The sequence below is a fragment of the Microbacterium allomyrinae genome (assembly GCF_020682705.1).
Taxonomy (GTDB): Bacteria; Actinomycetota; Actinomycetes; order Actinomycetales; family Microbacteriaceae; genus Microbacterium; species Microbacterium allomyrinae.
The window spans coordinates 54,534-81,481 of record NZ_JAGTTN010000005.1; the positions used below are offsets into that span (position 1 = coordinate 54,534).

At 68.4% G+C, this 26,948-nt stretch carries 24 protein-coding genes; 9 read left to right on the plus strand and 15 right to left on the minus strand.

Translation table 11 applies throughout. The features are described from left to right. Window positions 1-2 precede the first annotated feature (2 nt). The 4 genes from KEC57_RS14290 to sdhC are packed head-to-tail and all read right to left on the minus strand — an operon-like array spanning window position 3 to window position 3,559. Window positions 3-791 carry a succinate dehydrogenase iron-sulfur subunit gene (locus KEC57_RS14290; RefSeq protein ID WP_229385322.1) on the minus strand — a complete coding sequence of 263 codons (789 nt, stop codon included), beginning with the start codon at window positions 789-791 and terminating at the stop codon, window positions 3-5. Then, the gene (gene sdhA / locus KEC57_RS14295) at window positions 791-2,635 is read right to left on the minus strand and encodes a succinate dehydrogenase flavoprotein subunit (protein ID WP_229385323.1); all 1,845 of its coding nucleotides are present in this window, start codon (window positions 2,633-2,635) and stop codon (window positions 791-793) included. Before sdhA ends, KEC57_RS14290 begins: the two co-directional genes overlap by 1 nt. A gap of 46 nt (window positions 2,636-2,681) precedes the next feature. Continuing rightward, window positions 2,682-3,128 carry a succinate dehydrogenase hydrophobic membrane anchor subunit gene (locus tag KEC57_RS14300; RefSeq protein ID WP_229385325.1) on the minus strand — a complete coding sequence of 149 codons (447 nt, stop codon included), beginning with the start codon at window positions 3,126-3,128 and terminating at the stop codon, window positions 2,682-2,684. Continuing rightward, the gene (gene sdhC / locus KEC57_RS14305; RefSeq protein ID WP_229385326.1) at window positions 3,128-3,559 is read right to left on the minus strand and encodes a succinate dehydrogenase, cytochrome b556 subunit; all 432 of its coding nucleotides are present in this window, start codon (window positions 3,557-3,559) and stop codon (window positions 3,128-3,130) included. The genes KEC57_RS14300 and sdhC overlap by 1 nt, the downstream gene beginning before the upstream one ends. A gap of 302 nt (window positions 3,560-3,861) precedes the next feature. On the opposite strand from sdhC, the gene KEC57_RS14310 reads away from it, so the two are divergent. The 8 genes from KEC57_RS14310 to KEC57_RS14345 all read left to right on the plus strand — a co-directional run bounded on the left by KEC57_RS14310 (window position 3,862) and on the right by KEC57_RS14345 (window position 13,506). Continuing rightward, window positions 3,862-4,977, plus strand: a complete 1,116-nt coding sequence (locus tag KEC57_RS14310; protein WP_229385327.1) for a mannose-1-phosphate guanylyltransferase — start codon at window positions 3,862-3,864, stop codon at window positions 4,975-4,977. A 148-nt stretch (window positions 4,978-5,125) separates the two neighbouring features. After that, entirely contained in the window at window positions 5,126-6,229 is a 1,104-nt protein-coding gene (locus tag KEC57_RS14315; protein ID WP_229385329.1) for a BMP family lipoprotein, read from the plus strand. A 112-nt stretch (window positions 6,230-6,341) separates the two neighbouring features. Then, complete coding sequence (locus KEC57_RS14320; protein ID WP_229385331.1) at window positions 6,342-7,862, plus strand: ABC transporter ATP-binding protein; 1,521 nt, start codon at window positions 6,342-6,344, stop codon at window positions 7,860-7,862. Next, window positions 7,859-9,151, plus strand: coding sequence for an ABC transporter permease (locus KEC57_RS14325; RefSeq protein ID WP_229385332.1), 1,293 nt, complete (start codon window positions 7,859-7,861; stop codon window positions 9,149-9,151). The genes KEC57_RS14320 and KEC57_RS14325 overlap by 4 nt, the downstream gene beginning before the upstream one ends. A 29-nt stretch (window positions 9,152-9,180) precedes the next feature. Then, complete coding sequence (locus KEC57_RS14330; protein ID WP_229385551.1) at window positions 9,181-10,443, plus strand: ABC transporter permease; 1,263 nt, start codon at window positions 9,181-9,183, stop codon at window positions 10,441-10,443. Between the two features lie 143 nt (window positions 10,444-10,586). Further along, entirely contained in the window at window positions 10,587-10,988 is a 402-nt protein-coding gene (locus KEC57_RS14335; protein WP_229385333.1) for a cytidine deaminase, read from the plus strand. Next, window positions 10,985-12,295, plus strand: a complete 1,311-nt coding sequence (locus KEC57_RS14340) for a thymidine phosphorylase (protein WP_229385334.1) — start codon at window positions 10,985-10,987, stop codon at window positions 12,293-12,295. The genes KEC57_RS14335 and KEC57_RS14340 overlap by 4 nt, the downstream gene beginning before the upstream one ends. A 95-nt stretch (window positions 12,296-12,390) precedes the next feature. Continuing rightward, complete coding sequence (locus tag KEC57_RS14345; RefSeq protein WP_229385336.1) at window positions 12,391-13,506, plus strand: adenosine deaminase; 1,116 nt, start codon at window positions 12,391-12,393, stop codon at window positions 13,504-13,506. 35 nt (window positions 13,507-13,541) lie between these two features. On the opposite strand, the gene KEC57_RS14350 is transcribed toward KEC57_RS14345, so the two are convergent. The 11 genes from KEC57_RS14350 to KEC57_RS14400 all read right to left on the minus strand — a co-directional run bounded on the left by KEC57_RS14350 (window position 13,542) and on the right by KEC57_RS14400 (window position 24,712). Then, window positions 13,542-14,453, minus strand: a complete 912-nt coding sequence (locus tag KEC57_RS14350; protein ID WP_229385338.1) for a putative endonuclease domain-containing protein — start codon at window positions 14,451-14,453, stop codon at window positions 13,542-13,544. Window positions 14,454-14,656: 203 nt separating this feature from the next. Continuing rightward, a complete protein-coding gene (locus KEC57_RS14355; protein WP_229385339.1) occupies window positions 14,657-15,610 on the minus strand; it encodes an SDR family oxidoreductase in 954 nt (317 codons plus the stop codon). Further along, entirely contained in the window at window positions 15,607-16,626 is a 1,020-nt protein-coding gene (locus KEC57_RS14360; RefSeq protein WP_229385341.1) for a bile acid:sodium symporter family protein, read from the minus strand. Before KEC57_RS14360 ends, KEC57_RS14355 begins: the two co-directional genes overlap by 4 nt. After that, window positions 16,623-17,993 carry a flavin-containing monooxygenase gene (locus tag KEC57_RS14365; RefSeq protein WP_229385342.1) on the minus strand — a complete coding sequence of 457 codons (1,371 nt, stop codon included), beginning with the start codon at window positions 17,991-17,993 and terminating at the stop codon, window positions 16,623-16,625. The genes KEC57_RS14360 and KEC57_RS14365 overlap by 4 nt, the downstream gene beginning before the upstream one ends. 191 nt (window positions 17,994-18,184) lie before the next feature. After that, window positions 18,185-18,964: an alpha/beta hydrolase gene (locus KEC57_RS14370; protein ID WP_229385343.1), complete on the minus strand. Its 780-nt coding sequence runs from the start codon at window positions 18,962-18,964 to the stop codon at window positions 18,185-18,187. Between the two features lie 38 nt (window positions 18,965-19,002). Then, entirely contained in the window at window positions 19,003-20,166 is a 1,164-nt protein-coding gene (locus KEC57_RS14375) for a mannitol-1-phosphate 5-dehydrogenase (protein WP_229385344.1), read from the minus strand. Continuing rightward, entirely contained in the window at window positions 20,166-20,603 is a 438-nt protein-coding gene (locus KEC57_RS14380; RefSeq protein WP_229385345.1) for a PTS mannitol transporter subunit IIA, read from the minus strand. The genes KEC57_RS14375 and KEC57_RS14380 overlap by 1 nt, the downstream gene beginning before the upstream one ends. 98 nt (window positions 20,604-20,701) lie before the next feature. Beyond that, a complete protein-coding gene (locus tag KEC57_RS14385; RefSeq protein WP_229385346.1) occupies window positions 20,702-22,258 on the minus strand; it encodes a PTS mannitol transporter subunit IIBC in 1,557 nt (518 codons plus the stop codon). Between the two features lie 64 nt (window positions 22,259-22,322). Beyond that, window positions 22,323-23,978: a phosphoenolpyruvate--protein phosphotransferase gene (ptsP, locus tag KEC57_RS14390; protein WP_229385348.1), complete on the minus strand. Its 1,656-nt coding sequence runs from the start codon at window positions 23,976-23,978 to the stop codon at window positions 22,323-22,325. 39 nt (window positions 23,979-24,017) lie between these two features. Further along, complete coding sequence (locus tag KEC57_RS14395) at window positions 24,018-24,293, minus strand: HPr family phosphocarrier protein (protein WP_229385350.1); 276 nt, start codon at window positions 24,291-24,293, stop codon at window positions 24,018-24,020. Window positions 24,294-24,358: 65 nt separating this feature from the next. Next, entirely contained in the window at window positions 24,359-24,712 is a 354-nt protein-coding gene (locus KEC57_RS14400) for a PTS sugar transporter subunit IIB (RefSeq protein ID WP_229385352.1), read from the minus strand. A 208-nt stretch (window positions 24,713-24,920) separates the two neighbouring features. Between KEC57_RS14400 and KEC57_RS14405 the strand changes: the two genes are divergently transcribed. Then, the gene (locus KEC57_RS14405) at window positions 24,921-26,852 is read left to right on the plus strand and encodes a BglG family transcription antiterminator (protein ID WP_229385354.1); all 1,932 of its coding nucleotides are present in this window, start codon (window positions 24,921-24,923) and stop codon (window positions 26,850-26,852) included. Window positions 26,853-26,948 lie beyond the last annotated feature (96 nt).

The following is a 26,948-nucleotide window of genomic DNA, read 5'->3' on the forward strand; positions in this document are numbered from 1 at the left end:
GCCTAGGCGCGTCCGCGGAGCACGGCCTGCTTGACTTCGGCGATCGCCTTGGTCACCTCGATGCCACGGGGGCATGCCTCGGTGCAGTTGAAGGTGGTGCGGCAGCGCCACACCCCTTCTTTGTCGTTGAGGATGTCGAGGCGCATGTCGCCGGCGTCGTCGCGGGAGTCGAAGATGAAGCGGTGCGCGTTGACGATCGCGGCAGGGCCGAAGTACTGGCCGTCGGTCCAGAACACCGGGCACGACGAGGTGCATGCCGCGCACAGGATGCACTTCGTGGTGTCGTCGAAGATCTCGCGATCGACGATCGACTGGATGCGCTCCTTGCCGGGCTCCGCCTTGGTGCCGGGGATGAGGAACGGCTGCACCTCGCGAAACGACGCGAAGAACGGCTCCATGTCGACGACGAGGTCCTTCTCCAGCGGAAGGCCCTTGATGGCCTCGACGTAGATCGGCTGCGAGATGTCGAGGTCCTTGATGAGCGTCTTGCACGCGAGGCGGTTGCGGCCGTTGATGCGCATCGCATCGGACCCGCAGATGCCATGCGCGCACGACCGCCGGAAGGTCAGCGAGCCGTCGACCTCCCACTTGATCTTGTGCAGGGCGTCCAGGACGCGGTCGGTGGAATAGAGTTCCACGTCGTAGTCGACCCAGCGCGGCTCCTCGTCCACCTCGGGATCGAAGCGGCGGATGATGAAGGTGACCAGGAACGACTGGATGCCGGTGTCAGCGGGGGTCTCGGCCTTCACGGTCTCATCGACCGGTGCGTCCACTGCGACGAGGGTCGCCATCAGTACTTCCTCTCCAACGGTGGGTAGCGCAACTCGCCGGCCTCGTTCTTCGTGAAGACGACGGGCTTCCAGTCGAGACGGATGTGATCCTCGGAATGCGAGGATCCGGCATCGCCCGACAGGTACGCCATGGTGTGCTTCATGTAGTTCTCGTCGTCGCGCGTGGAGTAGTCGTCGCGCATGTGCCCGCCGCGGCTCTCCTTGCGGTTGCGGGCGGTGACGACGACGACCTCGGCGATGTCGAGGAGGAACCCGAGCTCGACGGCTTCGAGCAGGTCGGTGTTGAACCGCTTGCCCTTGTCGTCGACGTGCACGTTCTTGAAGCGCTCGCGCAGTTCTTCGATGACTTCGAGAACCTCGCCGAGCGACTCGTCGGTGCGGAACACCTGGGCCTTGCGGTCCATCTCGTCCTGCAGGGTCTTGCGGAGCACGGCGATGCGCTCGGTGCCCTGGTTGTTGCGCAGGCCCTCGATCAGGTCCCGCACGGCGTCGGCCGGGTTCTCGGGAAGCGGGACGAACTCGGCGGTCTTGACGTACTCGACCGCGTTGCGGCCGGCGCGCTTGCCGAAGACGTTGATGTCGAGCAGCGAGTTGGTTCCGAGACGGTTCGAGCCGTGCACCGACACGCACGCGCATTCGCCGGCGGCGTAGAGACCCGGCACGACCGTGGTGTTGTCGCTCAGCACCTGCGCGTCGTTGTTGGTCGGGATGCCCCCCATCGCGTAGTGCGCGGTCGGCATGACGGGCACGGGCTCGACGACGGGGTCGACGCCCAGGTAGGTGCGGGCGAACTCGGTGATGTCGGGCAGCTTCGTCTCGAGCACCTCGGCGCCCAGGTGCGTGCAGTCCAGCAGCACGTAATCGCGATGCGGCCCGGCGCCGCGGCCCTCTGCGACCTCTTGCACCATGCAGCGACTGACGATGTCGCGGGGAGCGAGGTCCTTGATGGTCGGCGCGTAGCGCTCCATGAAGCGCTCGCCCGAGGCGTTGCGCAGGATCGCGCCCTCGCCGCGGGCGCCTTCGGTGAGCAGGATGCCGAGCCCGGCGAGGCCGGTCGGGTGGAACTGGAAGAACTCCATGTCCTCCAGCGGCAGACCCTTGCGCCAGACGATCCCGACGCCGTCACCCGTGAGGGTGTGGGCGTTCGAGGTGGTCTTGAAGATCTTGCCGAAGCCGCCGGTGGCGAAGATCACGGCCTTCGAGTGGAAGACGTGCAGGTCGCCGGTGGCGAGTTCGTACGCCACGACGCCCGCGATCTCGGTCGATCCGTCGTCCTTCTTCACCGTGATCAGGTCGAGCACGTAGAACTCGTTGAAGAAGTTGATGCCGAGCCGGACGCAGTTCTGGAACAGCGTCTGCAGGATCATGTGGCCGGTGCGGTCGGCCGCGTAGCACGCGCGGCGCACGGGAGTCTTGCCGTGGTCGGCCGTGTGGCCGCCGAAGCGGCGCTGGTCGATCTTGCCCTCGGGCGTGCGGTTGAACGGCAGGCCCATGTTCTCGAGGTCGATGACGGCGTCGATCGCCTCTCTGGCGAGGATCTCGGCCGCGTCCTGGTCGACGAGGTAGTCGCCGCCCTTGACGGTGTCGAACGTGTGCCACTCCCAGGAGTCCTCTTCGACGTTCGCCAGCGCCGCGGCCATGCCGCCCTGCGCCGCACCGGTGTGCGAGCGCGTGGGGTAGAGCTTGGAGATGACGGCCGTCTTCGCGCCGGGACCGGCTTCGATCGCCGCGCGCATGCCGGCGCCGCCGGCGCCGACGATCACGATGTCGAACTGGTGGTAGTGGACGCCGTCCTTGACGTAGCTGTCGGAGGTCTGGGTGGTCGTGGTGCTCTGAGCAGTCACTCTGCGATGCTTTCGGTCTCTGGAGATCTCGTCGGTGAAGCGGCGCTTACGCGCACAGCTCCTGCAGCCAGTCGGCGCTCGTGTCGGTCAGACCCAGGCACGGGTCGAAGGTGAAGACCACCAGCGTGCCGAGGACGATCAGGAAGCCGGCCGACAGCCACAGTGCCCACACGAGCACCTTGCGGGTGGTGTCGTGTCCGACGTAGTCGTTGACGATCGTGCGCATTCCGTTCGCGCCGTGGATCAGGGCGAGCCACAGCATGAGGACGTCCCACCACTGCCAGAACGGCGTGGCGAACTTGCCGGCGACGAATGCGAAGTCGATGCCGTGGATGCCCTCGCCGAGCATGAGATTGACGAACAGGTGGCCGAAGATGAGGACGACCAGCAGCACGCCGGAGGCGCGCATGTAGATCCAGCCCCACTTCTCGAGGTTCGGACCCTTGCGACGGACGGCGGCGCGGGGAGCGCGGGGTTCGGCGATAGCGGTCATCAGTGGCCGCCGATCTGCGAGAAGACGTTGATGAGGTGGCGCGGGGTGAAGCCGAGCATCGTGACGGCCCACAGGCCGATGACGCCCCACCACAGCTGGCGCTGGTGGCGCGTGGCCCACGACCAGAAGTCGACGAGGATGATCCTCAGGCCGTTGTACGCGTGGTACGCGATCGCACCGACGAGGGCGACCTCGCCGAGGCCCATGATGGGGTTCTTGTACGTGCCGATGACGGCGTTGTACGCCTCGGGTGACACGCGGATCAGTGCCGTGTCGAGCACGTGCACCAGAAGGAAGAAGAAGATCGCGATTCCTGTGATGCGGTGCAGCACCCATGACCACATGCCTTCGTTTCCGCGGTACAGGGTGCCGCGGGGAACTCGGGATGTGGTCTCGGATACCGACGGTGTGACGCGTGCTGGTGCAGACACGGCCGTCCTCCCTGGATCGAACATGGTGGGGCGGATCTCTGTCGTCGAAGACAGGGCCCCTGAGGTGACTCGGGCCGGGCGGCTCGAGCCATCGGCGTCACGCGGGCGCTTCCTCCATCCTATTCCCGCGTTCCGCGCAGAGGCGACGAAGGCCTGCCTTAGTGCCCCTCCTTCCGGGGGGATCTTCACGGGTGTGAAGAAGCGGGATTCTTGTCACGAGCATCCGTGCGGGATGCCGGGTCGTCACGTCTTCGTCACGCGATCGCCATTCGACCGAAAACCGGCCCGATAGCCTGGCTGGCATGGCTGATCCGATCGAAGACTTCTACGCTGTGATCCCCGCGGGCGGCATCGGCAGCAGGCTGTGGCCGCTCTCGAGGGCCGACGCCCCGAAGTTCCTGCACGACCTGACCGGTTCGGGCCAGACGCTCCTGCGCGACACCTGGGACCGCCTCGAGCCGCTCGCCGGCCGGGACCGCATCGCAGTGGTGACCGGTCGCGCGCACCGCGCGGCGGTCGAGAAGGAACTGCCGGGCATCCCCGACAAGAACGTCTTCCTCGAGTCCGAGCCGCGCGACTCCACCGCAGCGATCGGGCTCGCCGCGGCGGTGCTCGTCAAGCGCGAGCCGGACGTCGTCATCGGCTCCTTCGCCGCGGACCACGTGATCCGCGTGCCGCACCTGTTCGACTGGGCGGTGCGCCAGGCGGTGGCCACGGCGCGCGAGGGCTACATCGTCACTCTCGGAATCCAGCCTTCGGAGCCCTCCGTCGGCTTCGGATACATCAAGAAGGGCGCCGGTCTCGTCGTCGACGGCGCACCCGAGGCGGCGCTCGTGGAGAGCTTCGTCGAGAAGCCCGATCTCGACACCGCCCGCGCCTACTTCGCCGACCGCTCGTATCTGTGGAACGCGGGAATGTTCATCTCCCGTGCCGATGTGCTCCTGCGGGAGATCGCCGAGAACGATCCGCAGCTGCACGCGGGGCTGATGGAGCTGGCCGAGGCGTGGGACGACCGCGACGCGCGTGGACCGGTCGTCGACCACGTCTGGCCGACGCTGACCAAGATCGCGATCGACTATTCCGTGGCCGAGCCCGCCGCCGCGAAGGGGCTGCTCGCCGTGATCCCCGGCCATTTCGACTGGGACGACGTGGGGGACTTCGCGAGCCTCGCGAAGCTCAACTCCGGGGGTCGCGCCGAGAATCTCGCGATCCTCGGCGAGAACGCCCGCGTCCTCTCGGACGCGGCGACCGGCATCGTGGTGAGCCAGACGAAGCGCGTGATCAGCCTCATCGGCGTGCGCGACATCGTCGTGGTCGACACCGAGGATGCTCTCCTGGTCACCACCAGCGAGCACGCCCAGCGGGTGAAGGGCGTCGTCGACGCATTGAAGCTCAGCGGACGCGGCGAGGTGCTGTGATGGCGCCGCGGCATCCGAATGACGAGTGTGTTGCGTCTTTGTAACCATTCGGCAGATGGCGTTCTTCCATAGCGCAAGTGGGGCGTCACAGTAGGTAACTTCTTCTCAGCGCCCGCGATGTCCGCGGGCTTGTTCATGGGAGGCTGTCTTGAGCACCATTACCACCCGCAAGCGAGTGCTGGGGAGCCTCGTTGCAGCGAGCCTGTTCGTCGCCCTGGCCGGTTGCGCGTCTGCGCCCGACGAGACCGAACCCACCGACGACGCCGGCGGCGCTGTCGAGGGTTTCCTTCCCTGCATGGTCTCGGATGAGGGCGGGTTCGACGACAAGTCGTTCAACCAGCTCGGCTTCGAGGGCCTCGAGGCCGCGGCCGCGACGCTGGACGTCGAGCCCATCACGGTCCAGTCCAGCTCCGAGTCGGACTACGCGCCGAACATCACGAGCCTCCTCGACCAGGGCTGCACCCTGATCGTGTCGGTCGGCTTCGCTCTCGCCGCGGCCACCTCCGAGGCTGCACTGGCGAACCCCGAGGTCGAGTTCGTCTCGATCGATGACGTCGTCGACACCGACTTCGACGGCGAGACCGACGCCCCGAACATCAAGCCCATCGTCTTCGACACCGCCCAGGCCGCCTTCCTCGCGGGCTACGCGTCCGCGTCGTTCTCCACGGCCAAGAAGGTCGGCACCTTCGGCGGCCAGAACTTCCCGACCGTCTCGATCTTCATGGACGGCTTCAAGCAGGGCGTCGAGTACTGGAACTCCGAGAAGGGCGACACCGTCGAGGTGATCGGCTGGGACGGCACCGACGGTGTCTTCACCGGCGGCTTCGCGGCCAACCAGGACGCCATCAACGCCGCACAGGGAATCGTCGACCAGGGTGTCGATGTGCTCCTGCCGGTCGGCGGGCCCATCTACCAGAGCGCCGCATCGGTCATCCGTGACTCGGGCCGCGACATCGCCCTCATCGGTGTCGACGCGGACGTGTTTGAAACCGACCCGAGCGTCGCCGATCTGCTGCTCACCTCGATCCGCAAGCTGATCGACGTGGGTGTCGAAGAGGCCGTCACGGCCGCCGGTCAGGGCGAGTTCGACGCGACCCCGTTCGTCGGCACCCTCGAGAACGAGGGCGTGGGACTCGCACCGTTCCACGACTTCGAGGACCTCGTCTCGCCGGATCTGCAGGGCGAGCTCGACACGATCCAGGCCGGCATCATCGACGGCTCGATCCCGGTCACCTCGTACCTCGCGGGCTGATCCATCACGCCTGTGGGGAGGCCGGCATGCCGGCCTCCCCACAGTCGTCTGCGCGGCCCGAACCGCGCGGAATCCTCACCTTTGACGCACCCCGCTCACTAGGATCGGCACCATGAAGCTGGAACTCCGCGGCATCACAAAGCGGTTCGGCAGTCTCGTCGCCAACGACCACATCGACCTGGTGGTCGAACCAGGCGAGATCCACTGCCTGCTCGGCGAGAACGGAGCAGGCAAGTCGACGCTCATGAACGTGCTCTACGGCCTGTACCAGGCGGATGACGGAGTGATCCTCCTCGACGAGAAGGTCCAGAACTTCCAGGGCCCCGGAGATGCGATGCGTGCCGGGATCGGCATGGTGCATCAGCACTTCATGCTCGTCCCCGTCTTCACCGTCGCCGAGAACGTCATGCTCGGCCACGAGGCGACGAAGCTGGGCGGCATCCTGGATCTCGAGGCGGCGCGGGCGCGGGTCCGCGAGATCTCGGCGCGATTCGGTTTCGATGTCGATCCCGATGCGGTGGTCGAGGACCTCCCCGTCGGCGTACAGCAGCGCGTCGAGATCATCAAGGCGCTCTCGCGCGACGCGAGGGTGCTCGTGTTCGACGAGCCGACCGCCGTGCTCACGCCGCAAGAGACCGACGAGCTGATGGTCATCATGCGCCAGCTCAAAGAGACGGGCGCCTCGATCGTCTTCATCACCCACAAACTGCGGGAGGTCCGTGAGGTCGCGGACCGCATCACGGTCATCCGTCTGGGCAAGGTCGTCGGCGAAGCATCGCCCACCGCGTCCAACGCGGAGCTGGCGTCGATGATGGTGGGCCGGGCGGTAGAGCTCACGGTCCACAAGAACGCGCCTCAGCTCACGGACCGCTCCCTCGTCGTCGAGGGTCTCTCCGTCATCGACGTCATCGGCCAGATCGTCGTCAACGACGTGAGCTTCGCCGTCCGCGGCGGCGAGGTGCTCGCGATCGCAGGAGTGCAGGGCAACGGACAGACCGAGCTCACCGAGGCCCTCCTGGGCCTGCAGGTGCAGGTGCGCGGATCCGCCACCCTCAACGGCGAGCAGCTCGTCGGCCGCAGCGTCCGCCGCATCCTCGACGAGGGGGTCGGCTTCGTGCCCGAGGATCGCAACGAGGACGGTCTCGTCGGCGCCTTCACGATCGCGGAGAACCTCATGCTCGACCGGGCGAACGGTGCACCGTTCGTCAAGGCCGGCAACGTCCAGCGCCGCTATCTCGAAGAGTTCGCGAAAGAGAAGTTCGCCGAGTTCGACGTGCGGGCCCCGGGAATCGACACGCCCGTGCAGTCCCTCTCCGGCGGCAACCAGCAGAAGGTCGTGCTCGCCCGCGAGCTGAGCCGCGACCTGGCGCTGTTCGTGGCCGCCCAGCCCACTCGCGGCGTCGATGTCGGGTCGATCGAGTTCATCCACAAACGGATCGTCGCGACGCGCGATGCCGGCATTCCGGTCGTCGTCGTCTCGACCGAACTCGACGAGGTCACCGCACTCGCCGACCGGATCATGGTGATGTACCGCGGCAGGATCGTCGGCATCGTGCCCGGCGACACTCCGCGCGACGTGCTCGGCCTGATGATGGCCGGCGTGACTCCCGACTCGGAAGGGGCCGCCGCATGAGCACGGCATCGGCATCCGCGCCCGCTGCACCCGAGACGCAGCAGCCCTCGAAATGGCACGACACGTTCCTGAGGATCACTCAGGGCAACGCGATCATCTCGGTGCTGGCCGTCGTGCTCGCACTCCTCGTCGGCGGCATCATGATCGCGTTCACCGACGAGGACGTCCAGGCGGCGTCCGGATACTTCTTCGCCCGGCCGGGCGACACGCTCGTCGCGGTGTGGCAGTCGGTCTCCGGCGCGTACGTCGCGCTGTTCCAGGGCTCGATCTACAACTTCAACGCCGTGAGCTTCGAGCGCGGCATCCGCCCGCTCACCGAGACGCTCACCTTCGCGACCCCGCTGATCGCAGCCGGGCTCGGCGTCGCGCTCGCGTTCCGCATCGGCATGTTCAACATCGGCGGGCGCGGTCAGATGCTCATGGCATCGGCCGCAGCAGGCTGGGTCGCCTTCTCGCTGGATCTGCCGTGGGGCATCCACATGATCGTCGCCCTCATCGCGGGGCTGGCGGCGGGGGCCATCTGGGCCGGCATCGCGGGGCTGCTCAAAGCCCGCACCGGCGCGCACGAAGTGATCGTGACGATCATGCTGAACTACGTCGCGTTCTACCTCATCTCATGGATGCTGCGCACTCCGGGCCTCCTGCAGGCACCCGGTTCCAGCAACCCGAAGACGCCCGCGATGAAAGAGACCGCGATCTTCTTCGATCTGCTGGGGCCGCAGTACAACCTGCACTTCGGCTTCGTGCTGGTGATCGGCGCGACGGTGCTGGTGTGGTGGATCCTCAGCCGTTCCAACCTCGGCTTCCAGTTCCGCGCCGTCGGCGAGAACCCCCATGCGGCGCGTGTGGCGGGCATCAACGTCAAGAACATGTACGTGTACGGGATGCTGATCTCGGGCGCATTGATCGGCTTGGCCGGTGTCAACCAGGTGCTCGGGACGATCACGACCGGCTTCACGGCCGGCATCGACGCCGGCATCGGCTTCGATGCGATCACCGTCGCGCTGCTCGGCCGTTCGACACCGTGGGGAACGTTCGCGGCGGGCATCCTGTTCGGCGCGTTCAAGGCCGGCGGATTCGCGATGCAGGCGGGCCAGCAGATCCCGATCGAGATCGTGACGGTCGTGCAGTCGCTCATCGTGCTGTTCATCGCGGCCCCGCCGCTGGTGCGCACGATCTTCTTCCTGCCCTCGCCCGAACGAGACCGCCGCCGCGCTGAGAAGGCGCGCAAGAAGGCGCTCAAGGCCGAGGTCGCCGCCGAAGCCGAGCTCGAGGGGGTCGCCAAGTGAGCGTGCCGCACGTCGCCACCGCCGGCCTCATGCCCGAGACTCCCGTCACGGCCGAGAAGGCGATCCTCCGCAGCTGGAAGGCGCCGGTCGCGCTCGGCATCTTCACGGTCCTGTTCGGCATCCTGTTGCTCGCCTCACCGCGAAACGGCGTCACGACGTTCCGCCTCTCCACGCAGGCCGATGCGATCCAGCTTCCCGACCTCACCGTGCCGGTCATGGCCACGGCATGGGTGTGCTTCGCGCTGCTCGTCCTCCTCGCTGCGGCGTCCGCGTACTTCGTGCGCGCCGTCGGACGATCACCGCTGTGGATCGTGATCGTCTACATCGTGATCTTCGTGGTCGGCTTCCTCACCTGGGCGGCCTCGGGCGCGACCATTCCGGTGCCCGGACTCCTCGCGGGTTCCATCGCCCTCGCCGTCCCGTTGATCTACGGCGCACTGGGCGGGGTCATCGGCGAACGAGCGGGCGTCGTCAACATCGCGATCGAGGGCCAGCTGCTCGCGGGGGCGTTCACGGCTGCCGTGGTGTCGTCCCTCACCCAGCAGCCCATCCTCGGGCTCCTCGCGGCGATGTTCGCCGGCATGCTCGTGGCCGCGGTGCTCGCGGCGTTCGCGATCAAGTACCTCGTCGACCAGGTGATCGTCGGCGTGGTCCTCAACGTCCTGGTGACCGGTCTGACCGGCTTCCTGTTCTCGCAGGTGCTCCAGCCGAACGCCGCGACCCTCAATACACCGGTGCGGTTCGACCGGATCCCGATCCCGCTGCTCAGCGACATCCCGGTGCTCGGGCCGGTGCTGTTCCGCCAGACGATCATCGTCTACATCATGTACGTGGCCGTCGCGCTGGTGTACGTGGGCATGTTCCACACGCGCTGGGGCCTGCGTCTGCGCGCCGTCGGCGAGCACCCGCAGGCAGCCGACACCGTCGGCATCAAGGTCAACGCCACGCGGTTCTGGAACGTGCTGCTCGCCGGAGCCATCGCGGGCCTCGGCGGCACGGTGTTCACGATCGGCAACGGCATCGCCTTCAACAAGGAGATGACCGCGGGCGCCGGCTTCATCGCACTGGCGGCCGTCATCTTCGGTCAGTGGGATCCGATCAAGGCGACGCTCGCTGCCTTGCTGTTCGGCTTCGCCTCCAACCTGCAGAACACGCTCAGCGTCATCGGCTCGCCGGTGCCGAGCGAGTTCATGCTCATGCTCCCGTACCTCGTGACGATCTTCGTCGTCGCCGGAGTCGTCGGAAAATCGCGGGCTCCCGCCGCCGACGGCAAACCTTACATAAAGGGGTGACCGGTGCCTGCTGTTCGCCGCTCGGCCGACGGATTCCGAGGCGTGGACCCGCGCGCTCCGCAGCTCCGCGCGACGCGCGGCCGTGCGTGGATCGCATGGCGAGCATCCGACCCTCTTGATACCGACCCGAAGGATGGCCGCTCATGACCGACATCGACTGGGATGAGCTGCGGGCGGCCGCGACCGACGCCATGCAGCGCGCCTATGCTCCGTACTCCCGCTACAAGGTGGGCGCCGCGGCGCTCGTGACCGATGGGCGCATCGTGACCGGCTGCAACGTCGAGAACGCGTCCTACGGCGTGGGCCTCTGCGCAGAATGCGGCCTCGTGAGCGAGCTGCAGATGTCGGGCGGCGGCAATCTGGTCGCGTTCGTCTGCGTCAATGGCCACGGCGACACCATCATGCCCTGCGGTCGCTGCCGTCAGCTGCTGTACGAGTTCGCGATCCCGGGCATGCTGCTCGAGACGGTGTCGGGCATCCGCACGATCGACGAAGTGCTGCCCGACGCATTCGGACCGCGCGATCTCGAGGGGGCGGCACGGTGACCGAGCGCACGGCCGTCGACGGCGTCGAAGCATTCGACGCCGTCGACGTGATCCGCACGAAGCGCGACGGGGGAGCGGTCCCCGAGGACGCGCTGCGCTGGATGATCGATGCCTACACCCGCGGCTACGTCGCGGACTCTCAGATGGCGGCGTTCGCGATGGCGGTGCTGCTCAACGGCATGGAGCGCGACGAGGTCCGCGTCATGACCGACGCGATGATCGCGTCGGGCGAGCGAATGAGCTTCGCGAGCCTCGGCAAGCCCACCGTCGACAAGCACTCGACCGGCGGGGTCGGCGACAAGATCACGCTCCCGCTCGCGCCGCTCGTCGCGTCGTTCGGCGTCGCCGTGCCGCAGCTTTCGGGGCGAGGCCTCGGTCACACCGGGGGCACCCTCGACAAGCTCGAAGCGATCCCAGGATGGCGCGCCGCTCTGTCGAACGACGAGATGTTCGCCCAGCTCGCCGACGTGGGCGCCGTCATCTGCGCCGCCGGGTCAGGGCTCGCCCCGGCCGACAAGAAGCTCTACGCGCTGCGCGACGTCACGGGTACGGTCGAGGCGATCCCGCTCATCGCGTCGAGCATCATGTCGAAGAAGATCGCCGAGGGCACCGACTCCCTCGTGCTCGACGTCAAGTTCGGCTCGGGTGCGTTCATGCGCGACGTGGATCGAGCGCGCGAGCTCGCCCGCGCGATGGTCGCGCTGGGCACCGACTCCGGTGTCGCGACAACCGCTCTTCTCACCGACATGAACACGCCCCTCGGGCTCGCGATCGGCAACGCGAACGAGGTGCGCGAATCCGTCGAAGTGCTCGCCGGCGGCGGTCCCGCCGACATCGTCGAGCTCACCCTCGCCCTCGCGCGAGAGATGCTCGCGCTGGCGGGGCAGCCCGAGGCCGACGTCGAGGCCGCGCTTCGAGACGGCCGGGCGATGGACACCTGGCGCGCGATGATACGCGCGCAGGACGGCGATCCGGATGCCGCGCTCCCGTCGCCGAACGAGACCCACACGGTGACCGCGACCGACGCCGGATTCGTCACCCGCCTCGAGGCGCTGCCGTTCGGCATCGCCGCTTGGCGCTTGGGCGCGGGGCGGGCGCGGGCGCAAGATCCGGTCCTGCACGCAGCGGGGATCGATCTGCACGTCAAGCCGGGTGATGTCGTCGTGCCCGGTCAGCCGCTGTTCACCTTGCTCGGGCAGGATGCGTCGAGGTTCGACCGCGCGCTCGACGCCGTCGCAGGCGCCTGGGAGATCGGCTCGGACGCCCCGGAGCGCACCCCGCTCGTCCTGGAACGCATCACCGCCTAGGCTGGTGCAGTCCCGCTGAGCCCGTCGAAACAGCGTCTGTCGAAGCATCCGACTCTTCCCTCCACCAGCGAACCCGAACTCCCGAGGAGAACCCCATGCCTATCGACCAGCACGGCGACGCGATGCTCGAAGGCGTATCGATCCGGAGCCTGCCCAAGGTGTCGCTGCACGACCATCTCGACGGGGGGCTGCGGCCGCAGACGATCATCGAGCTCGCCGACGAGATCGGGCTCGACGTGCCCGAGACCGACGCCGACGACCTCGCGGACTGGTTCGCCGAGAAGAGCGATTCGGGCTCGCTCGTCGAGTACCTCAAGACGTTCGATCTCACCACCGCCGTCATGCAGACGCGTGCGGGACTGACGCGCGTCGCCCGCGAGTTCGTCGAGGACCTGGCGATCGACGGGGTCATCTACGGAGAGGTGCGCTGGGCGCCCGAGCAGCACCTGGCACGCGGGCTGTCACTCGACGAGGTCGTCGCCGCCGTGCAGGAGGGCATCGAAGAGGGCGAAGACGCCGCGGAGCGCTCGGGTCGCGACATCCGCGTCGGACAGCTCATCACCGCGATGCGTCACACCGACCGTTCGCTCGAGATCGCTCAGCTCGCCGTCGACTGGCGTGCGCGCGGCGCCGTCGGATTCGATATCGCCGGTCCCGAGGACGGTTTTCCCGCATCGAACCATCGCGCCGCGTTCGACTACCTGGCGTCGGAGTTCTTCCCCGTCACGGTGCACGCCGGCGAGGCGGCGGGACTCGACTCGATCCGCTCGGCGCTGATCGACGGGCGGGCACTGCGTCTCGGTCACGGCGTGCGGCTGGCCGAAGATCTCGAAGTCGTCTCGCGCGAGGGCGAAGAGGTGCTCGTGCAGTTCGGCGACCTCGCGCGCTGGGTCCGCGACCGCGAGATCCCGCTCGAGCTCTCGCCGTCGTCGAACCTGCAGACCGGCGCGATCGCGGCCTGGGGGACGACGCTCGAGGACCACCCGTTCGACCTGCTGTACCAGCTGGGCTTCTCTGTCACCGTGAACGTCGACAATCGCACCATGAGCCGCACATCGCTCACGCGCGAGCTCGCGCTCCTGGCCGAGACGTTCGACTACGGACTCGACGACCTCGAGGCATTCCAGCTCAACGCCGCGGCAGGCTCGTTCCTGCCGGTCGAGGAGCGCGAAGAGCTCGTCGATCTCGTCGCCGAGGGCTTCGAGCAGTAGGGGCGTCGCCGGGTTCGCCTGCAGAACTCCACGGGTCAGCGGCTGACACGCCCGGATGCCGGGCTTCGGCGCTCTGCACGGCCGAGTCTGGTGGAGTTCTGCGGGCGAGGGCGCCCGACTATCGCTTTCATCGTGGCCAGCACTTCGTCATATCGGTAGTAGATGGCCTCGGCGAGTGGGCGCACGGTGGTATATCCCAGGGCTGCGGCTGCGAGATCGCGGCGGCGGTCGCGCTTCTGCGCGGGCCAGCCTTCGTGGAAGGCCTTGCTGTCGCATTCGACGATCAGCCACCCGTCGACCACGAAGTCCACCCTTCCAACCCCTGCGAGTTCGACCTGTACATCGACTCTGCAGCCGAGTCCGCGCAGCAGCAATCGCATCAGAGTCTCCGCCCCGGATTCGCTGCGACGATCGAGCAGCTGCCGCAGCGACCCGTAACGATGGGGAAGGCGGGCGAAGATCTCAGCGATCTCGGGCTCATCGACGAGCCCGAGATGCCAGGCGCTGTCAAGTGTCGCCACGGCGTCGCGCACGGCCAGACAACGGCAGGCCTGCGTCATCGCTTCGGTCAGATCGGCCGCGAGCGCGGCGCGCTCCCGCGTCGAGTGGCGCCAGTGCGCCTTCACCCCCGTGGGTCGCGGAGGGAGTCGCGTCGTCCCGGGTGTGAACTGCAGGTGTAGTCCGGCCGGCTTGTGACGAACGAAGACTCCGAGCGCCGACAGCAGGGACACGCAGTCGAGCCTTCCGCCGAGTCGTCCCGCGGCGAGCAGGTCGGCGTCCAGATCACGCCGGACGTACCGACCGTTGCGCAGCCGTAGCAGCTCACCGTCCGCCACCAGGCACTGGACCCGATGCCGTCCGAGGCCCAGCTCGGCCAGCGCCGTGAGGCTCAGGAAGGTCGTCGCCAATATGCGGCGCGCCGCGTCGTGTGTCTGGGCTGTGGCCATATGTCCATCGGACCGCGCAGGCGCGAGGGCACGGCGACGCCAACGCTCCTCTGGGGAGAACTCGACCCGAGGCTGCCCTCTGGAGCCGGCTCAGGACGAGGATCCGCGAAACTCCACGAATCTGGTGCGAAACGCCGGGTCGGCGGTGCCTCGATCCACGGAACCCTCCGGTTCCGTGGAGTTTCGCAGGTATGCCGGGCGACTCAGCCGCGGGCGACGCCGGGGTGTGCGCACAAGTAGGCCTCGAATGCCTCCGCCGAGGTCTTTTCGGGCGTGTATCCGAAGTCGCGCTTGAGCGCGTCGTTCGCGAGCACCGGGCGGTAGCGGAGAAAGCCGACCTGCTCTGGCCCGTGGACGGTGAGGCGCAGCGCCCGTCCTGCGCGGAGCGCCGACCCGAGCACTGCCGCCGGGACCGTCACGACCGGTTTGCGCAGGCGCTGGGCGATCTCGCGCACCGTGACCTTGCCGTCGCCTGCCACGTTGTACACCCCCGGCTGGCCGTCGGTGGCTGCGCGCGCCATCGCCGCCGCGACGTCATCCACCCAGACGAAGACGAACGGCGAGTCCGCGCCGCGCACGGCAAGCAGCGCGGGGCCGTCCCAGAGCGCGGTGATCTGATTGCTGACCGTGGGCCCGAGGATGGTGCCGATGCGGAACACCACCTGTTCGAGCTCGGGGTGCGCCGCCCGGTAGCCGGTGAGAAGCTGCTCGACGAGCCGCTTGTGCTTCGAATACGGGAACTCGTCGTTGCCGCGCACCGGGTCGCTCTCGCGCAGCCAGTCCGGATTGTCGGGATGGTAGCCGTAGGCGGCACCGGACGACGACACGACGATCCGCCGGACGCCTGCCGCGATGCAGGCCTCGAGCACGTGGCGCGAGCCGTCGACGTCGACTCGGTACTCGAGGGCGTGGTCGCGGCCGGGGTTCACGATCGCGGCGAGGTGCACGACGACGTCGATGGCGTGGCGCCGCAGCAGCGGCACGAGGCCGTCGGGGCGTGTCACGTCGCATTCGTCGTAGACGACACCGTCGACGGGATGCTCGGGCCGCCGCACGTCGCCCGCGACGACCAGCTCGACGCCGGGATGGGCGACGAGGGCCGCCGCGACGTGCGAGCCGAGGAACCCGGCGCCACCGGTGACCAGGATGCGGCTCACGGGGCCGGCTCCTCGGGACGTGCGGCGCCGGCCGACCTGGCCGAGTCAGCCGAACCGGATGCTGCGGCATCCGCTGCCCGCAGCGCATGGCGCGACGCGTCTGCCTTGGGTGAGCCCGTTCGCCTCTTCGTATGCCGTGCCCACAGGGCGGCGACGACGAGGCCGGCGATGATGTCCCAGATTCCCCACCAGCCGGCGACGATCGCCATGCCGCCGAGCCCGCCGAAGAAGGTGAAGACGAGCCCGAGCCCGAGGCCGGCGTTTCGGATGCCGACCTCGAACGTCATCGCCTTGCGCTCGCGCGTGCCCAGTCCTCCGACCACCGCTGTGCTGTAGCCGATCGCGAGGGCGACGGCGTCGTGGATCGTGACGACGAGCACGATGATGCCGAGGAACGCCACGAAGTACTCCCAGTTGCCGGCGAGTGCGGCGACGATGAACCCGACGAGCGCGAGCAGCGAGAACCACTTGACGAACGGCTGAACCCTGCCGGCGACGACGGGGAAGCGATTGCGGAGGAGCAGTCCGGCGGCGAACGGAAGCCCGATGATGAGGAGGATGTCGATCAGCATCGCCCACGGATTGAGTTCGACTGTCTCCAGCAGCGTGCGAGCGGTCGGGTGCAGCGACCCCCAGAACGCGATCGAGAGGGGCAGTACGAAGATGTAGATCACGTTCGACACCGCGGTCATCGACACGGACAGGGCGACGTTTCCACCGGAGCGGTGGGTGAGCACCTGCGAGATGTTCCCGGGTGGGCAGCAGGCGACGAGGATCATGCCGAGAGCCATCGAGGGCGTCACGGGCAGGATCAGAGTGAGTGCGAAGGTCACTGCGGGCAGGACGATCAGCTGCGCCAGGATCGCGATCACGAAGGGCTTGGGCTTTCGCGCCACGACCTTGAAGTCGTCCACAGTGGTGTCCAGGGCGATCCCGAACATGATGAGTCCGAGGACGACGTTCAACAGTACGAGCGTGCCGGGGTTGAAGTTGAGTGCGATGTCGTCGGGGTTCATGCGCGCGCTCGCTTCGTGCCGGGTTTCTGTCTTCTGACTCCGCCGAAGGCGCGGCGCGGCGCGGCGGAGTCGTCGGCGCGCAGTCCCGCGGTCGCGTCGCGGACAGCGCGGCGATAGGCGTCCTTGTTGACGTAATACGACATGCGCTCCAGTCCCAGATAGCGGTAGCCGCCGGTCAGATCGGGCCATGGCTCGGTGGTCGCCTTCGCGCGGAACGCGGCGGCGCGGTCGGGGTGGTGCTCGAGCGCTGCGAGGTACTCGGCGATCAGTTCCGCCTGCTCGTAGCGGCCCTGCCAGCCGATGCCGGAGGCCTCGATCATGCCCGTGACGTAGAGCCCGCGGAAGGACGGCGGAAAGGCGTTGAGATAGAGCGTGGGCGACCAGCCGGTCCAGTTGAGCTCGCTCCGGTCGACGAACGGGTAGTCCAGCGAGTAGCCGGTGGCCAGCAGCACGGTGTCGTATTCGCCGCTCGAGCCGTCGCGGAAGTGCACGGTGCGCCCGTCGAACCTGTCGATATCGGCACGGATGCCCAGGTCGCCCTGGCCGAGATGGTTGAGGATCAGGGTGTTGACGATCGGGTGCGACTCGTAGAGCTTGTAGTCGGGCCGCGGGAATCCGAAGCGCACCGGGTCGCCGGTGAACGCCTGAAGCACGCGCTTGTCGACGAACTGCTTGATCGGCGCGGGGAGCGGCCTGCCCTGGTTGAGCGTGTCGGAGGGTCGGCCGAACAGGTAGCGGGGAACGAAGTAGTACCCGCGTCGAACGCTCATGTCGACGGATGCCGCGTGATGCACTGCGTCGACCGCGATGTCGCAGCCGGAGTTGCCGGCGCCGACGATCAGCACGCGCTTGCCGGTGAGCTGCGTGGCCGTCTTGTAGGCGCTGGTGTGGAGGAGTTCGCCCGTGAACTCGCCGCGGAATGCCGGGATGTGGGGCTCGGCGAGGGTGCCGTTCGCGAGGATCACCCCGTCGTAGCGCTCTTCGAGGGCGCCGTCCGGTCCTTCGGCCCGCAGCATCCACTCGCCGGCTTCGACCCGCGCCACCGAGGTGACCCGCGTGCCGAAGCGGAAGTGCGTGGTGAGGCCGAAGTGGTCGGCGTAGTCCCGGAAGTAGCGGAGCAGGGTGCGGTGGCTGGGGTAGTCGGCCCTGGAATCCATCGGGAACTCGCGGAACTCCGTCGTCGTCCGCGACGAGATGAGGTGCGCGGACTCGTACATGCTCGAGCGCGGGTTCTCGATGTCCCAGAGTCCGCCGACGCCTGCGGATGCCTCGTAGCCGTCGAAGGCGATGCCCGCCTTCTGCAGCGCCCGCGCGGCTGCCAGCCCCGAGGGTCCGGCGCCGATGATGGCGTAACGGTGCTCGCTCATAGGTCTCCACGTCGTCGTGCCGGCCGCGAGGCCGGTCTCAGCGTCACAAACCCTAAGCGTTGGCATGCACTCGCCGAAATCCTTCGCGCGAGATCTGTGGAATCTCGAGATGTGACGAAATCCGGATGCCGCGCCCGCGGCATCCGAGGCCGCCCGGGAATCCGAGCGTGGCGATCAGGCGGAGCTCGGTCTCAGCCGATCCGAGCCGCGAAGGCACCGATCAGTTCCGTCAGCGTCTCACCCATCTGCTCGTCGGAGATCGTCGGGATGCCGTCGCCGTCCTGCGCTCCGTAGTCCCCGAACGACGAGTGGGCCGCACCGTCGATGACGTCCATCTCGGCGTCCTCGGGCAGCATCGGCCGCGCGTCGGCGATCTTCTCGGCTGTCGACAGCCCGTCCTCGGTGCCGGCGATGCTGATCACGGGCAGGCCGGACTCGGAGAGGTCGCTCGCGCAGTAGCTGGCGAACAGCGCGAGGGCATCGGCATCCGCCGCCAGTTGACAGGCTCGCACGCCACCGAGCGAATGGCCGCCGACGATCCAGGTGTCGATGCCGGGCGACAGATCGGTGAACGCCGACAGCGGTCGCAGATCGAAGAACGCCAGGTTCAGCCACGGCTTCGTGATGACGACCGTGACACCGGCCTCGACCGCGCCCGACAGCTTGCTCGCATAGGCCCACGGATCGACCTTCGCCCCCGGGATGTAGACGAGGCCGATATCGGATCCGCCGTTCGCGGGCTCGAGCACGATGCCGGCCGACGTGTCGGTGATCGCGATCGCGGAATTCTCACGGACGTCGGCGAGGGGCCCCGGCTCGGCCTGATACACCCCGACCTGGCTCCAGATCACGACGCCGACGACCACGAGCACGATCACTGCACCGATGGAGCCGAGGATCCACCACACGATGCGGCGGCCACGCCGGCGCGGCTGCGGTGTCACGGGTTCGGCGGCTTCGGCTTCACTCACACCGCGAGCGTAGCGGCGCGGCCGCGTGCGGCGGGAATCTACTCTCCTGCTGGTCCGAGCTCGGCCTGTCGTGCCGCGACGACCGCTTCGACACGGGCGAAGAGCGGATGCCCCGGCTCGAGACCCGTGACGGCGGCGGTGAACGAGGCGGCATCCTGCTCGTGGAGCATCCGCTGCAGGTCTACCGACTGCGCGTCTTCGGCGTCGTCGAACTCGAGCGCTGCCCCCATCGCTGCGATGAGGGCGTCGACGGAGAGCCCGCGCTCGGCCGCTTCGGCGGCGGGGCCGACGAAGCGCTCGTGCCGAGAGAGCTTGCGCAGCGGCTGGCGTCCCACGCGCCAGACGGTATCGGGGAGCTCGGCGTTGCGGAACCGGCCGAGGATCGTCGCCCGGTACAACGCGAGCTCGGCCGGGTCGAGACCGTGCTTGGCCTCGAGCAGCGCGGAGGTCTCCTCCAGCGCCGCGGTGACACGGGCGGCGAGGTCGTCGTCGGCGAGGGCTTCCGAGATCGTCTCGACACCCGCTCGGGCACCGAGGTACGCGGTCGCGGCATGACCGGTGTTCACCGTGAACAGCTTGCGCTCGATGTAGGGGGCGAGGTCGTCCACGAAATGGGCGCCCGGGATGTTCGGCGGATCGTCGCCGAACGGCGGGCGTTCGATCGCCCACTCGAAGAACGGCTCCACGGTGACGTCCACGCCTGCGCCTTCGGGCTGGGCCGGCACGATGCGGTCGACGGCGGTGTTGGCGAACACGGCGCGCGAGGCAAGCGCATCCCACGCGTCGCCCGCGAGAGCGACGATCTCGTCGTGCAGCAGACCGGTCGCGCCGATCGCGTTCTCGCACGCCATGATCTGGAGCGGCGGTGCGGCGGGGTCGCGCAGCGCCAGGCCCGCGAGGATGTGCGGGGCGACGAATCTGAGGATCGTCGGGCCGACCGCCGTGGTCACGACGTTGGCGATCGCGACCTCGTCCACGACGAGGTCGGGGTGCTCGGCGCTGTTGATCGCGCGGAATCCGGTGACGACCGTGTCGCGTCCGCCCGCGCCCACCTCGTGCACGGTGTACGAGTCGACCGCGTTGATCGCATCGACCAGGGCGGCCGCGACATCCGAGAAGACCAGCTCGTAGCCGCCCTCGTGCAGCAGCAGCCCCACGAAGCCGCGGCCGATGTTCCCGGCCCCGAAGTGGACGGCTCTCATCACACGCCCGCCGCCGACACCAGGGCGAACAGCTCTTCGGGCGTCTGCACGCCCTTGAGCGTGGCGACCTCGTCCTCCTCCGAGAACAGGATCGCGATCTGCGAAAGGATCTCGAGGTGCTCGTCGCCCTTGCCCGCGATGCCGATGACGAAGGTCACGGGCTCGCCGCCCCAATCGACGCCGCCGTCGTAGCGCACGACGGACAGGCCGGACGCCAGGATCGTGCTCTTGGTCTCGTTGGTGCCGTGCGGGATGGCGAGTTCGTTGCCCATATAGGTCGAGACGGTCTCCTCGCGCTGCTGCATCGCGTCGAAGTACGCGCTGGTGACGGCGCCGACCGCCTCGAGGATGTCGGCGGCCTCTTTCATCGCCTCTTCGCGTGTGGCGCTGCCGGAGTGGATTCGTACCTGGCCGATGCTCAGAACGTCGCGTGCCATTTCTTCGCCTTTCAGAACGGGCGGATGCCGCGGCACCCGGTTGGTCGAGGGCGATGGGGTCGGGGGCCTCGCGCCGCCCGACCCCACCGCGGTCTCAGCTATGCACCATCCTGGTGCTGGTCGCGGACGAGTTCCACGACCTCGTCGTACCTCGGCGAGTTCATGAAGTTGTCGACCGAGATGTGGACCGCGTTCGGCGTCTTCTGCCGGGCGCGGTCGGTGAGCTGGTTCTGCGTGATGACGAGGTCGGCCGAGGCGTCGAGGCTCGCGATCGCCTTGTTGACGACCGTGACGTCCTCGACGCCGGCCTTCTTGATCTTGTTGCGCAGCACGCTCGCACCCATGGCGGACGAACCCATGCCCGCGTCGCATGCGAACACGATGTTCTTGATCTCGCGTGTCGTCATCACGGCGGGCTCCACGCCGCCGTCCGCCCCGCTCGCCGCACCGCCGCGGAGGCCGCTGAGCGCGTCGGACGACTTGCCCTTCGCGGCCTCGGTCTGGGTGATGGCCGCGCCGAACGCGTCGTCGGTCGCCGCCATCGCCTCGAGGTCGCGCTTGCGCGACGCCCGCAGCATGACGGCCGCGATGAGGAATGTCACGGCCGCCGAGAGGATCACCGACAGGATGACGGCGAAGTATGCGCCCGCCGCCGTCTGTGCGAGGACAGCGATGATGCTGCCCGGGGCGGCGGGCGCTCGCAGAGCCCCGCCCAGGAGCATGTTGGTCGTGACACCCGTCATGCCGCCGCCGATCAGGGCGACGATCAGGATCGGCTTCATGAGCGCATAGGGGAAGTACACCTCGTGGATGCCGCCCACGAACTGGATGAGCGCCGCACCCGGCGCCGACGCGCGCGCTGCGCCGAGACCGAAGAAGGTGAACGCGAGCAGCAGGCCGAGACCCGGGCCGGGGTTGGCCTCGAGCAGGAAGAGAATCGAGGAACCCTCTTCCGCCGACTGCTGGATGCCGAGCGGTGTCAGCACGCCGTGGTTGATGGCGTTGTTGAGGAAGAACACCTTCGCCGGCTCGATGAGGATGCTCGTGAGCGGCAGCAGGTTGGCCTCGACCAGCCAGTTGACCGCGTTACTGAGCGCCTGCATGAGGCCGTTGACGAGCCACGCGATCGGGTAGAACCCGACGATCGCCATGACGAAGCCCCAGATACCCGCCGAGAACATGTTGACGAGCATCTCGAAGCCCGCCCTGATCTTGCCCTCCCACAGGCTGTCGAGCCACTTCATCGTGTACGCCGCGAGCGGAGCCATGATCATCGCGCCGATGAACATGTGCACCTGACCGAGCTGGTTGTCGGCGGGCAGGGTCGCGTTGACCTGGGCGATGAGCAGGTCCGACCCGGCGATCGCACCCATCGTCGCGATCGACGCGACGACACCGCCACGGATGCCGTAGACGATGCTGCCGCCCGTGTAGGCGATCAGGAGCGGGAGCAGATAGTGGATGAACGGACCGACGATCGTTTCCAGGTCCGCGTTGGGTGTGAATCCCTTCGCGATGAAGAACGCGGTGAAGATGCCCCACGCGATCAGCGCGGGGATGTTCGGCATGATCATGCCGGAGAGGTACGTGCCGAAGCGCTGGACTCCGATCCGTGCCTTGCTGGTGCCCGATGCGGGCACTGACGCCGTTGTCATTGCTGTGTCTCCCTTGTTCTCGACTTCGGTTTTCTTGGTCGGTGATCGTGCGCCCGCGCGCGATTCAGCGGTTCGCCGCCTGCTGGGCTGCGAACCGGGCGGATGCCGCGCCGTCTGCGGCCAGGGCCGCGTCGGCGATCGCTCGTGCCTGATCGATCGTGTGTTCGAGCAGGGTCGCCCGCACATCGGCGATCGCGGTCGGAGCCATCGACAGGCTCGTCGCCCCGAGGCCCACGAGCACGACGGCCAGCAGCGGGTCGGCGGCGGCCTCGCCGCAGATGCCGACGGGCTTGCCATTGATGCGACCGGCCTCGCCCACCTCTCGGATGAGACGGAGCACCGCCGGATGCCACGGGTCCTGGAACGTCGCGACCGAGCCGAGCAGCCGGTCGGCGGCCAGCGTGTACTGCGTCAGGTCGTTGGTTCCGATCGACGCGAAGTCCGCATCCGCGAGGATGCGGTCGGCCAACAGCGCCGACGAGGGCACCTCGACCATGACTCCGGCGGTCTTGATCCCGTAGTCCCGCGCGATGTCGACGAAGTACCTCGACTCCTCGACGGTCGCGACCATCGGGGCCATGACCCACAGATCGGCTTCGGTGGCGGCATCCGCCTCGGCCAGGGCCGTGAGCTGCTCGCGCAGGATGTCCTCGCTCGCGCGCAGTGCGCGAATGCCGCGCAGACCCAGCGCGGGGTTCTCCTCGTGCGCGTCGTTGAGGAACGCCAGCGGCTTGTCGGCGCCCGCGTCGAGGACGCGCACGACGACCTTCTTGCCGGGGAATGCAGACAGGAGCTTCGTGTACGACTCGCGCTGCTGCTCGATCGTCGGCGCCTGGCTCGAGCTCAGGAACAGGAACTCCGTGCGGAACAGCCCCACGCCCTCGGCGCCGAGGGCGACCGCTTCGGCCGCGCCCTCGGGGTTGCCGAGGTTCGCCAGCAGCGGCACGGGAGTGCCGTCGGCGAGAGCTCCGTCGGTGATGGGAGCCGAGGCCGCGGCCGCACGATCGGCGGCGCGGTTCTGTGCCCGATCGAGTTCCTCCGTCGTCGGTTCGGTCGTCACGACGCCCGCCGCGGCATCCACGATCACCATCTCGCCCTCGCGCAGACCCGTCGCCCCCGTCGCCCCGACGATCGCGACGATCGACTTCTCGCGGGCGAGGATCGCCGTGTGCGAGGTGGGGCCGCCGTCGGTGGTGATCAGCGCGAGCACCTTGTCGAGATCGAGCAGTGCCGTGTCGGCCGGTGCGAGGTCCTTCGCGACGAGCACGAACGGATACCCGGGATCGGGGACGCCGGGAGCGGCAACCCCGCGCAGCCTCGCGATGACGCGCTGTGCGACATCGTCGAGGTCGGCGGCGCGCTCGCCGAGGTAGCCGCCCATCGCGCTCAGCTGGTTGCGGAACGATGCGAACGCATCGAACACCGCCCATTCGCCGGTCTTTCCCTGAGCGAGACGCGTGTTCACCTCGTCGGCCAGCGTCGGGTCCTCGGCCATCATCGCCTGGGCCTCCAGCACCTCCTGTGCCGCACCGCCGGCCGCAGCGCCGCGCTCCTCGAGCTCGCGGGCGACGGCGGTGACGGCATCCGTCACGCGCGCGGTCTCTTCGCCGGCCGTCAGCGCACTCGGCGCATCGCTCGGCGCCGGCGCGGGCTCCGCCATGCGCGCCACCGGACCCTGAGCCACGCCCAGGCCGATGCCCACTCCTCGCAACTCGGTCATCGTCATCGCTTTCCTCGTCCGTTCACTGTGCTCGTCGATTCACTGGGCGTCGTGGTCGGTCGTGAGCAGCTCGGCAAGCGTGTCGAGCGCCGCTTCGGCACCGTCGCCGTCAGCCGTGAGCGTCACGTAGTCGCCGTATTCGACGCCGAGCGCGATCACGCCGAGGATGCTCGCCGCGTTCACCGGGCTCCCGGAGTCCTTCGCAACCGTGATCGGAATCCCGGCCTCCTTCGCCGCCTGCGCGAACAGCTTGGCGGGTCGGGCGTGCAGGCCATGGGTGGATCCGATCCGGACCGTGCGGGAGATAGCGGGCATGTCTTGACCTCTCTGTCGTGCGTCTGTTCTGTCGGTGTCTGCTCGTGTGGTTCGTGGGGTGGGCCTCAGTCGGGCGGCTCGGCCGCGGCGCCCGCGGTCGGAGGCGGCCCCCCGGAGCCTCCGACTGCGGCGCGGATCAATGCGAGCGTGCGCGTGCCGTCTCGATCCGTGAAGATGTCTGACGGCAGCAGCACGACGGTCGTTCCTCGTGAAGCCGCGTCCTGCTCGATGCGCTCCAGCGCATGAGCGAGATGCGGGCCCACCAGGACGACGTCCGCCGCATCGAGATCGATGGGAAGCGACCTCTCGGTGCCGGCGAAGGCGGTGTAGGCGAGACCCTGCTCGTGTGCCGCATGGCGCACGCGCTGTGCAACGAAGGTGCTCGACGCACCCGCTCCGCAGACGACCAGGATCCTCATCGACCCGCCTCCTTCTGAGCCATTCTTGTGAAAGCGCTGGGAGCGGACAACCACTCCTTCTTCCGCGGGGGCGGAAGCAGGTCGGTCGCCCCGGGCGCAGGGCCGCGGCGACGACTCGTCGGAGCGTACGCGCATGCGCCGTCGTGAGCGTGGTTGACTGGCGTGCAAGGCCGACGCAGACCCGGGTGCGGCCGCGGAGGGAACGCCGGTGACGCGAGCGAGACAGGACCGTCTCCTGGGACTGCTCGTGCGCGACGGGGAGTGGGCGACGGCGGCGACACTCGCCGATGCGCTGGGAGTGACCCCGCGAAGCGTGCGCTCGTACGTGACCGCCGTCAACGCGCGGGTCTCGCCGGGGACCGCGGTCGAATCCGGCCCGCTGGGCTATCGCGCCGGACCCGACGCGGCGGCCGCGCTCCGCGCCGCCGGTGAGTCGGGAACGCCCCGCGATCGTCTCCACACGCTCGTGCGGGCGCTGCTCGACAACCCCGACGGCATCGACGTCTTCGAGACCTCCGATGCGCTGCACGTCTCGCCCGCCACCCTCGACGCCGACCTCGCGCGGGTGCGGGGACTGCTCGGAGGCACCGAGCTCGCACTCGAGCGCTCGGCGTCGCGTGCCCGGCTGCAGGGCACCGAAGCCGCGCAGCGGCGCCTGCTGAGCAGGCTCGCCCACGACGAGATGGATGCCGGGTCCTTCGACCTGGCGGCCCTGCGGCGAACGCTCGGCGAAGGGTCGGTCGGCGCGAAGGCGTTCGGTCCGTTCAAGACGGAGCTGGTTGCACGCCTCGGATCGCTCGGCTGGTTCGTGAACGAATTCGGCATCGGTGACGTCGTGATGCACATCGCGATCGCGGCCGACCGCGTTTCGCGTGACCGCCCGCTCGATGCCGTCGTGCCCGACGCCCGGCCCGAGCAGGCCGAGGTGTCGGCGATCATCGCCGAGCTCGCCGAACGACACCTCGGAGTGCAGCTGGGCACCGGCGATCTGCGGCACCTGTCGACCCTCGTGCTCACGCGTATCGTCGCCCCGGGGGCGGAGCGGACGGATGTCGCCCATGAGCACACCCGCGCGCAGCTCGAGCCGGAGGTCGAGACGGTCGTCCGCGAGGTCGTCGAACAGGCCGCGGCGGAGTTCCTGGTCGACATCGTCCACGAGGACTTCATCCTGCGCCTCGCCCTGCACGTGCAGAACCTTCGCCTCCGTGCGCGCGAGCAGGCGTGGTCGCGAAACCCTCTGACCCGATCGCTCAAGGCGACCTATCCGATGATCTTCGAGGTCGCCGTCTTCATCGCCAACGGACTGCACGAGCGGCTCGACATCCCGCTGCTCGACGACGAGATCGCGTACATCGCGATGCACGTCGGCGGACGGCTGGAGCGCAGTCGCCGCGCCGACCAGCTGCTGACCGCGACGATCGTGTGCCCCGGCTATTACGAGCTCCACGAGCTGCTGCGCTCATCGGTCGATCGCTCGCTCGGTCAGGCGATCGAGGTCGTGGGTGTCGAGACCCGCGCCGATCCGGATTGGGCATCGATCGACACCGATCTCGTCCTCACGACGATCGAGCCCGCCGTGCCGGGGGAGCGCATCGTGCGCATCCAGCCGTTCCTCACAGATGCCGACATCGAGCGGGTCCAGGCGGCAGCAGGCCGGGTGCGCCGTTCGCGACGCCTCGCCCGGCTGCGTGCCGAGCTCGAGGGCTACTTCGTCCCCGCCGCGTTCGTGCGCGGGCTCGACCCCGCGCTGGGCGAGGAGGGCGTGATCCGCCTCCTCGGCGCCCCGCTCGTCGCCGGCGGCATCATCGATGCCGAGTACGTCGAGCGCACGATCCAGCGGGAGCATCTGTCGTCCACGGCGTTCACCGACGCCCTGGCCGTTCCGCACGCGCTCGGCATGACGGCATCCCGCACCGCGATCGCCATCGGCATCGCCGATCCCTCGATCCCGTGGGGTGATGGCAGGGTGCAGGTCGTGGCGCTCGTCGCGTTCTCCGAGACCGACCGAGGGGCGTTCCAGACGGTGTTCGAGCAGTTCGTCGAGGTGTTCTCCGAACGCGACAGCGTGCAGCGCATCGTCCGTCGTGCGTCGTCGTTCCCGGCCTTCCTCGACGAGCTCGTCGCCGTCATCGACGGCTGATCGGGCATCCGCTCGTCGTCTCGGGCGTGATTTCGCGTCCTCCTGAGTTCGGGGGGACTCGCGTGGGCCGGTGCGGGACCGCCGCCACGATACCCC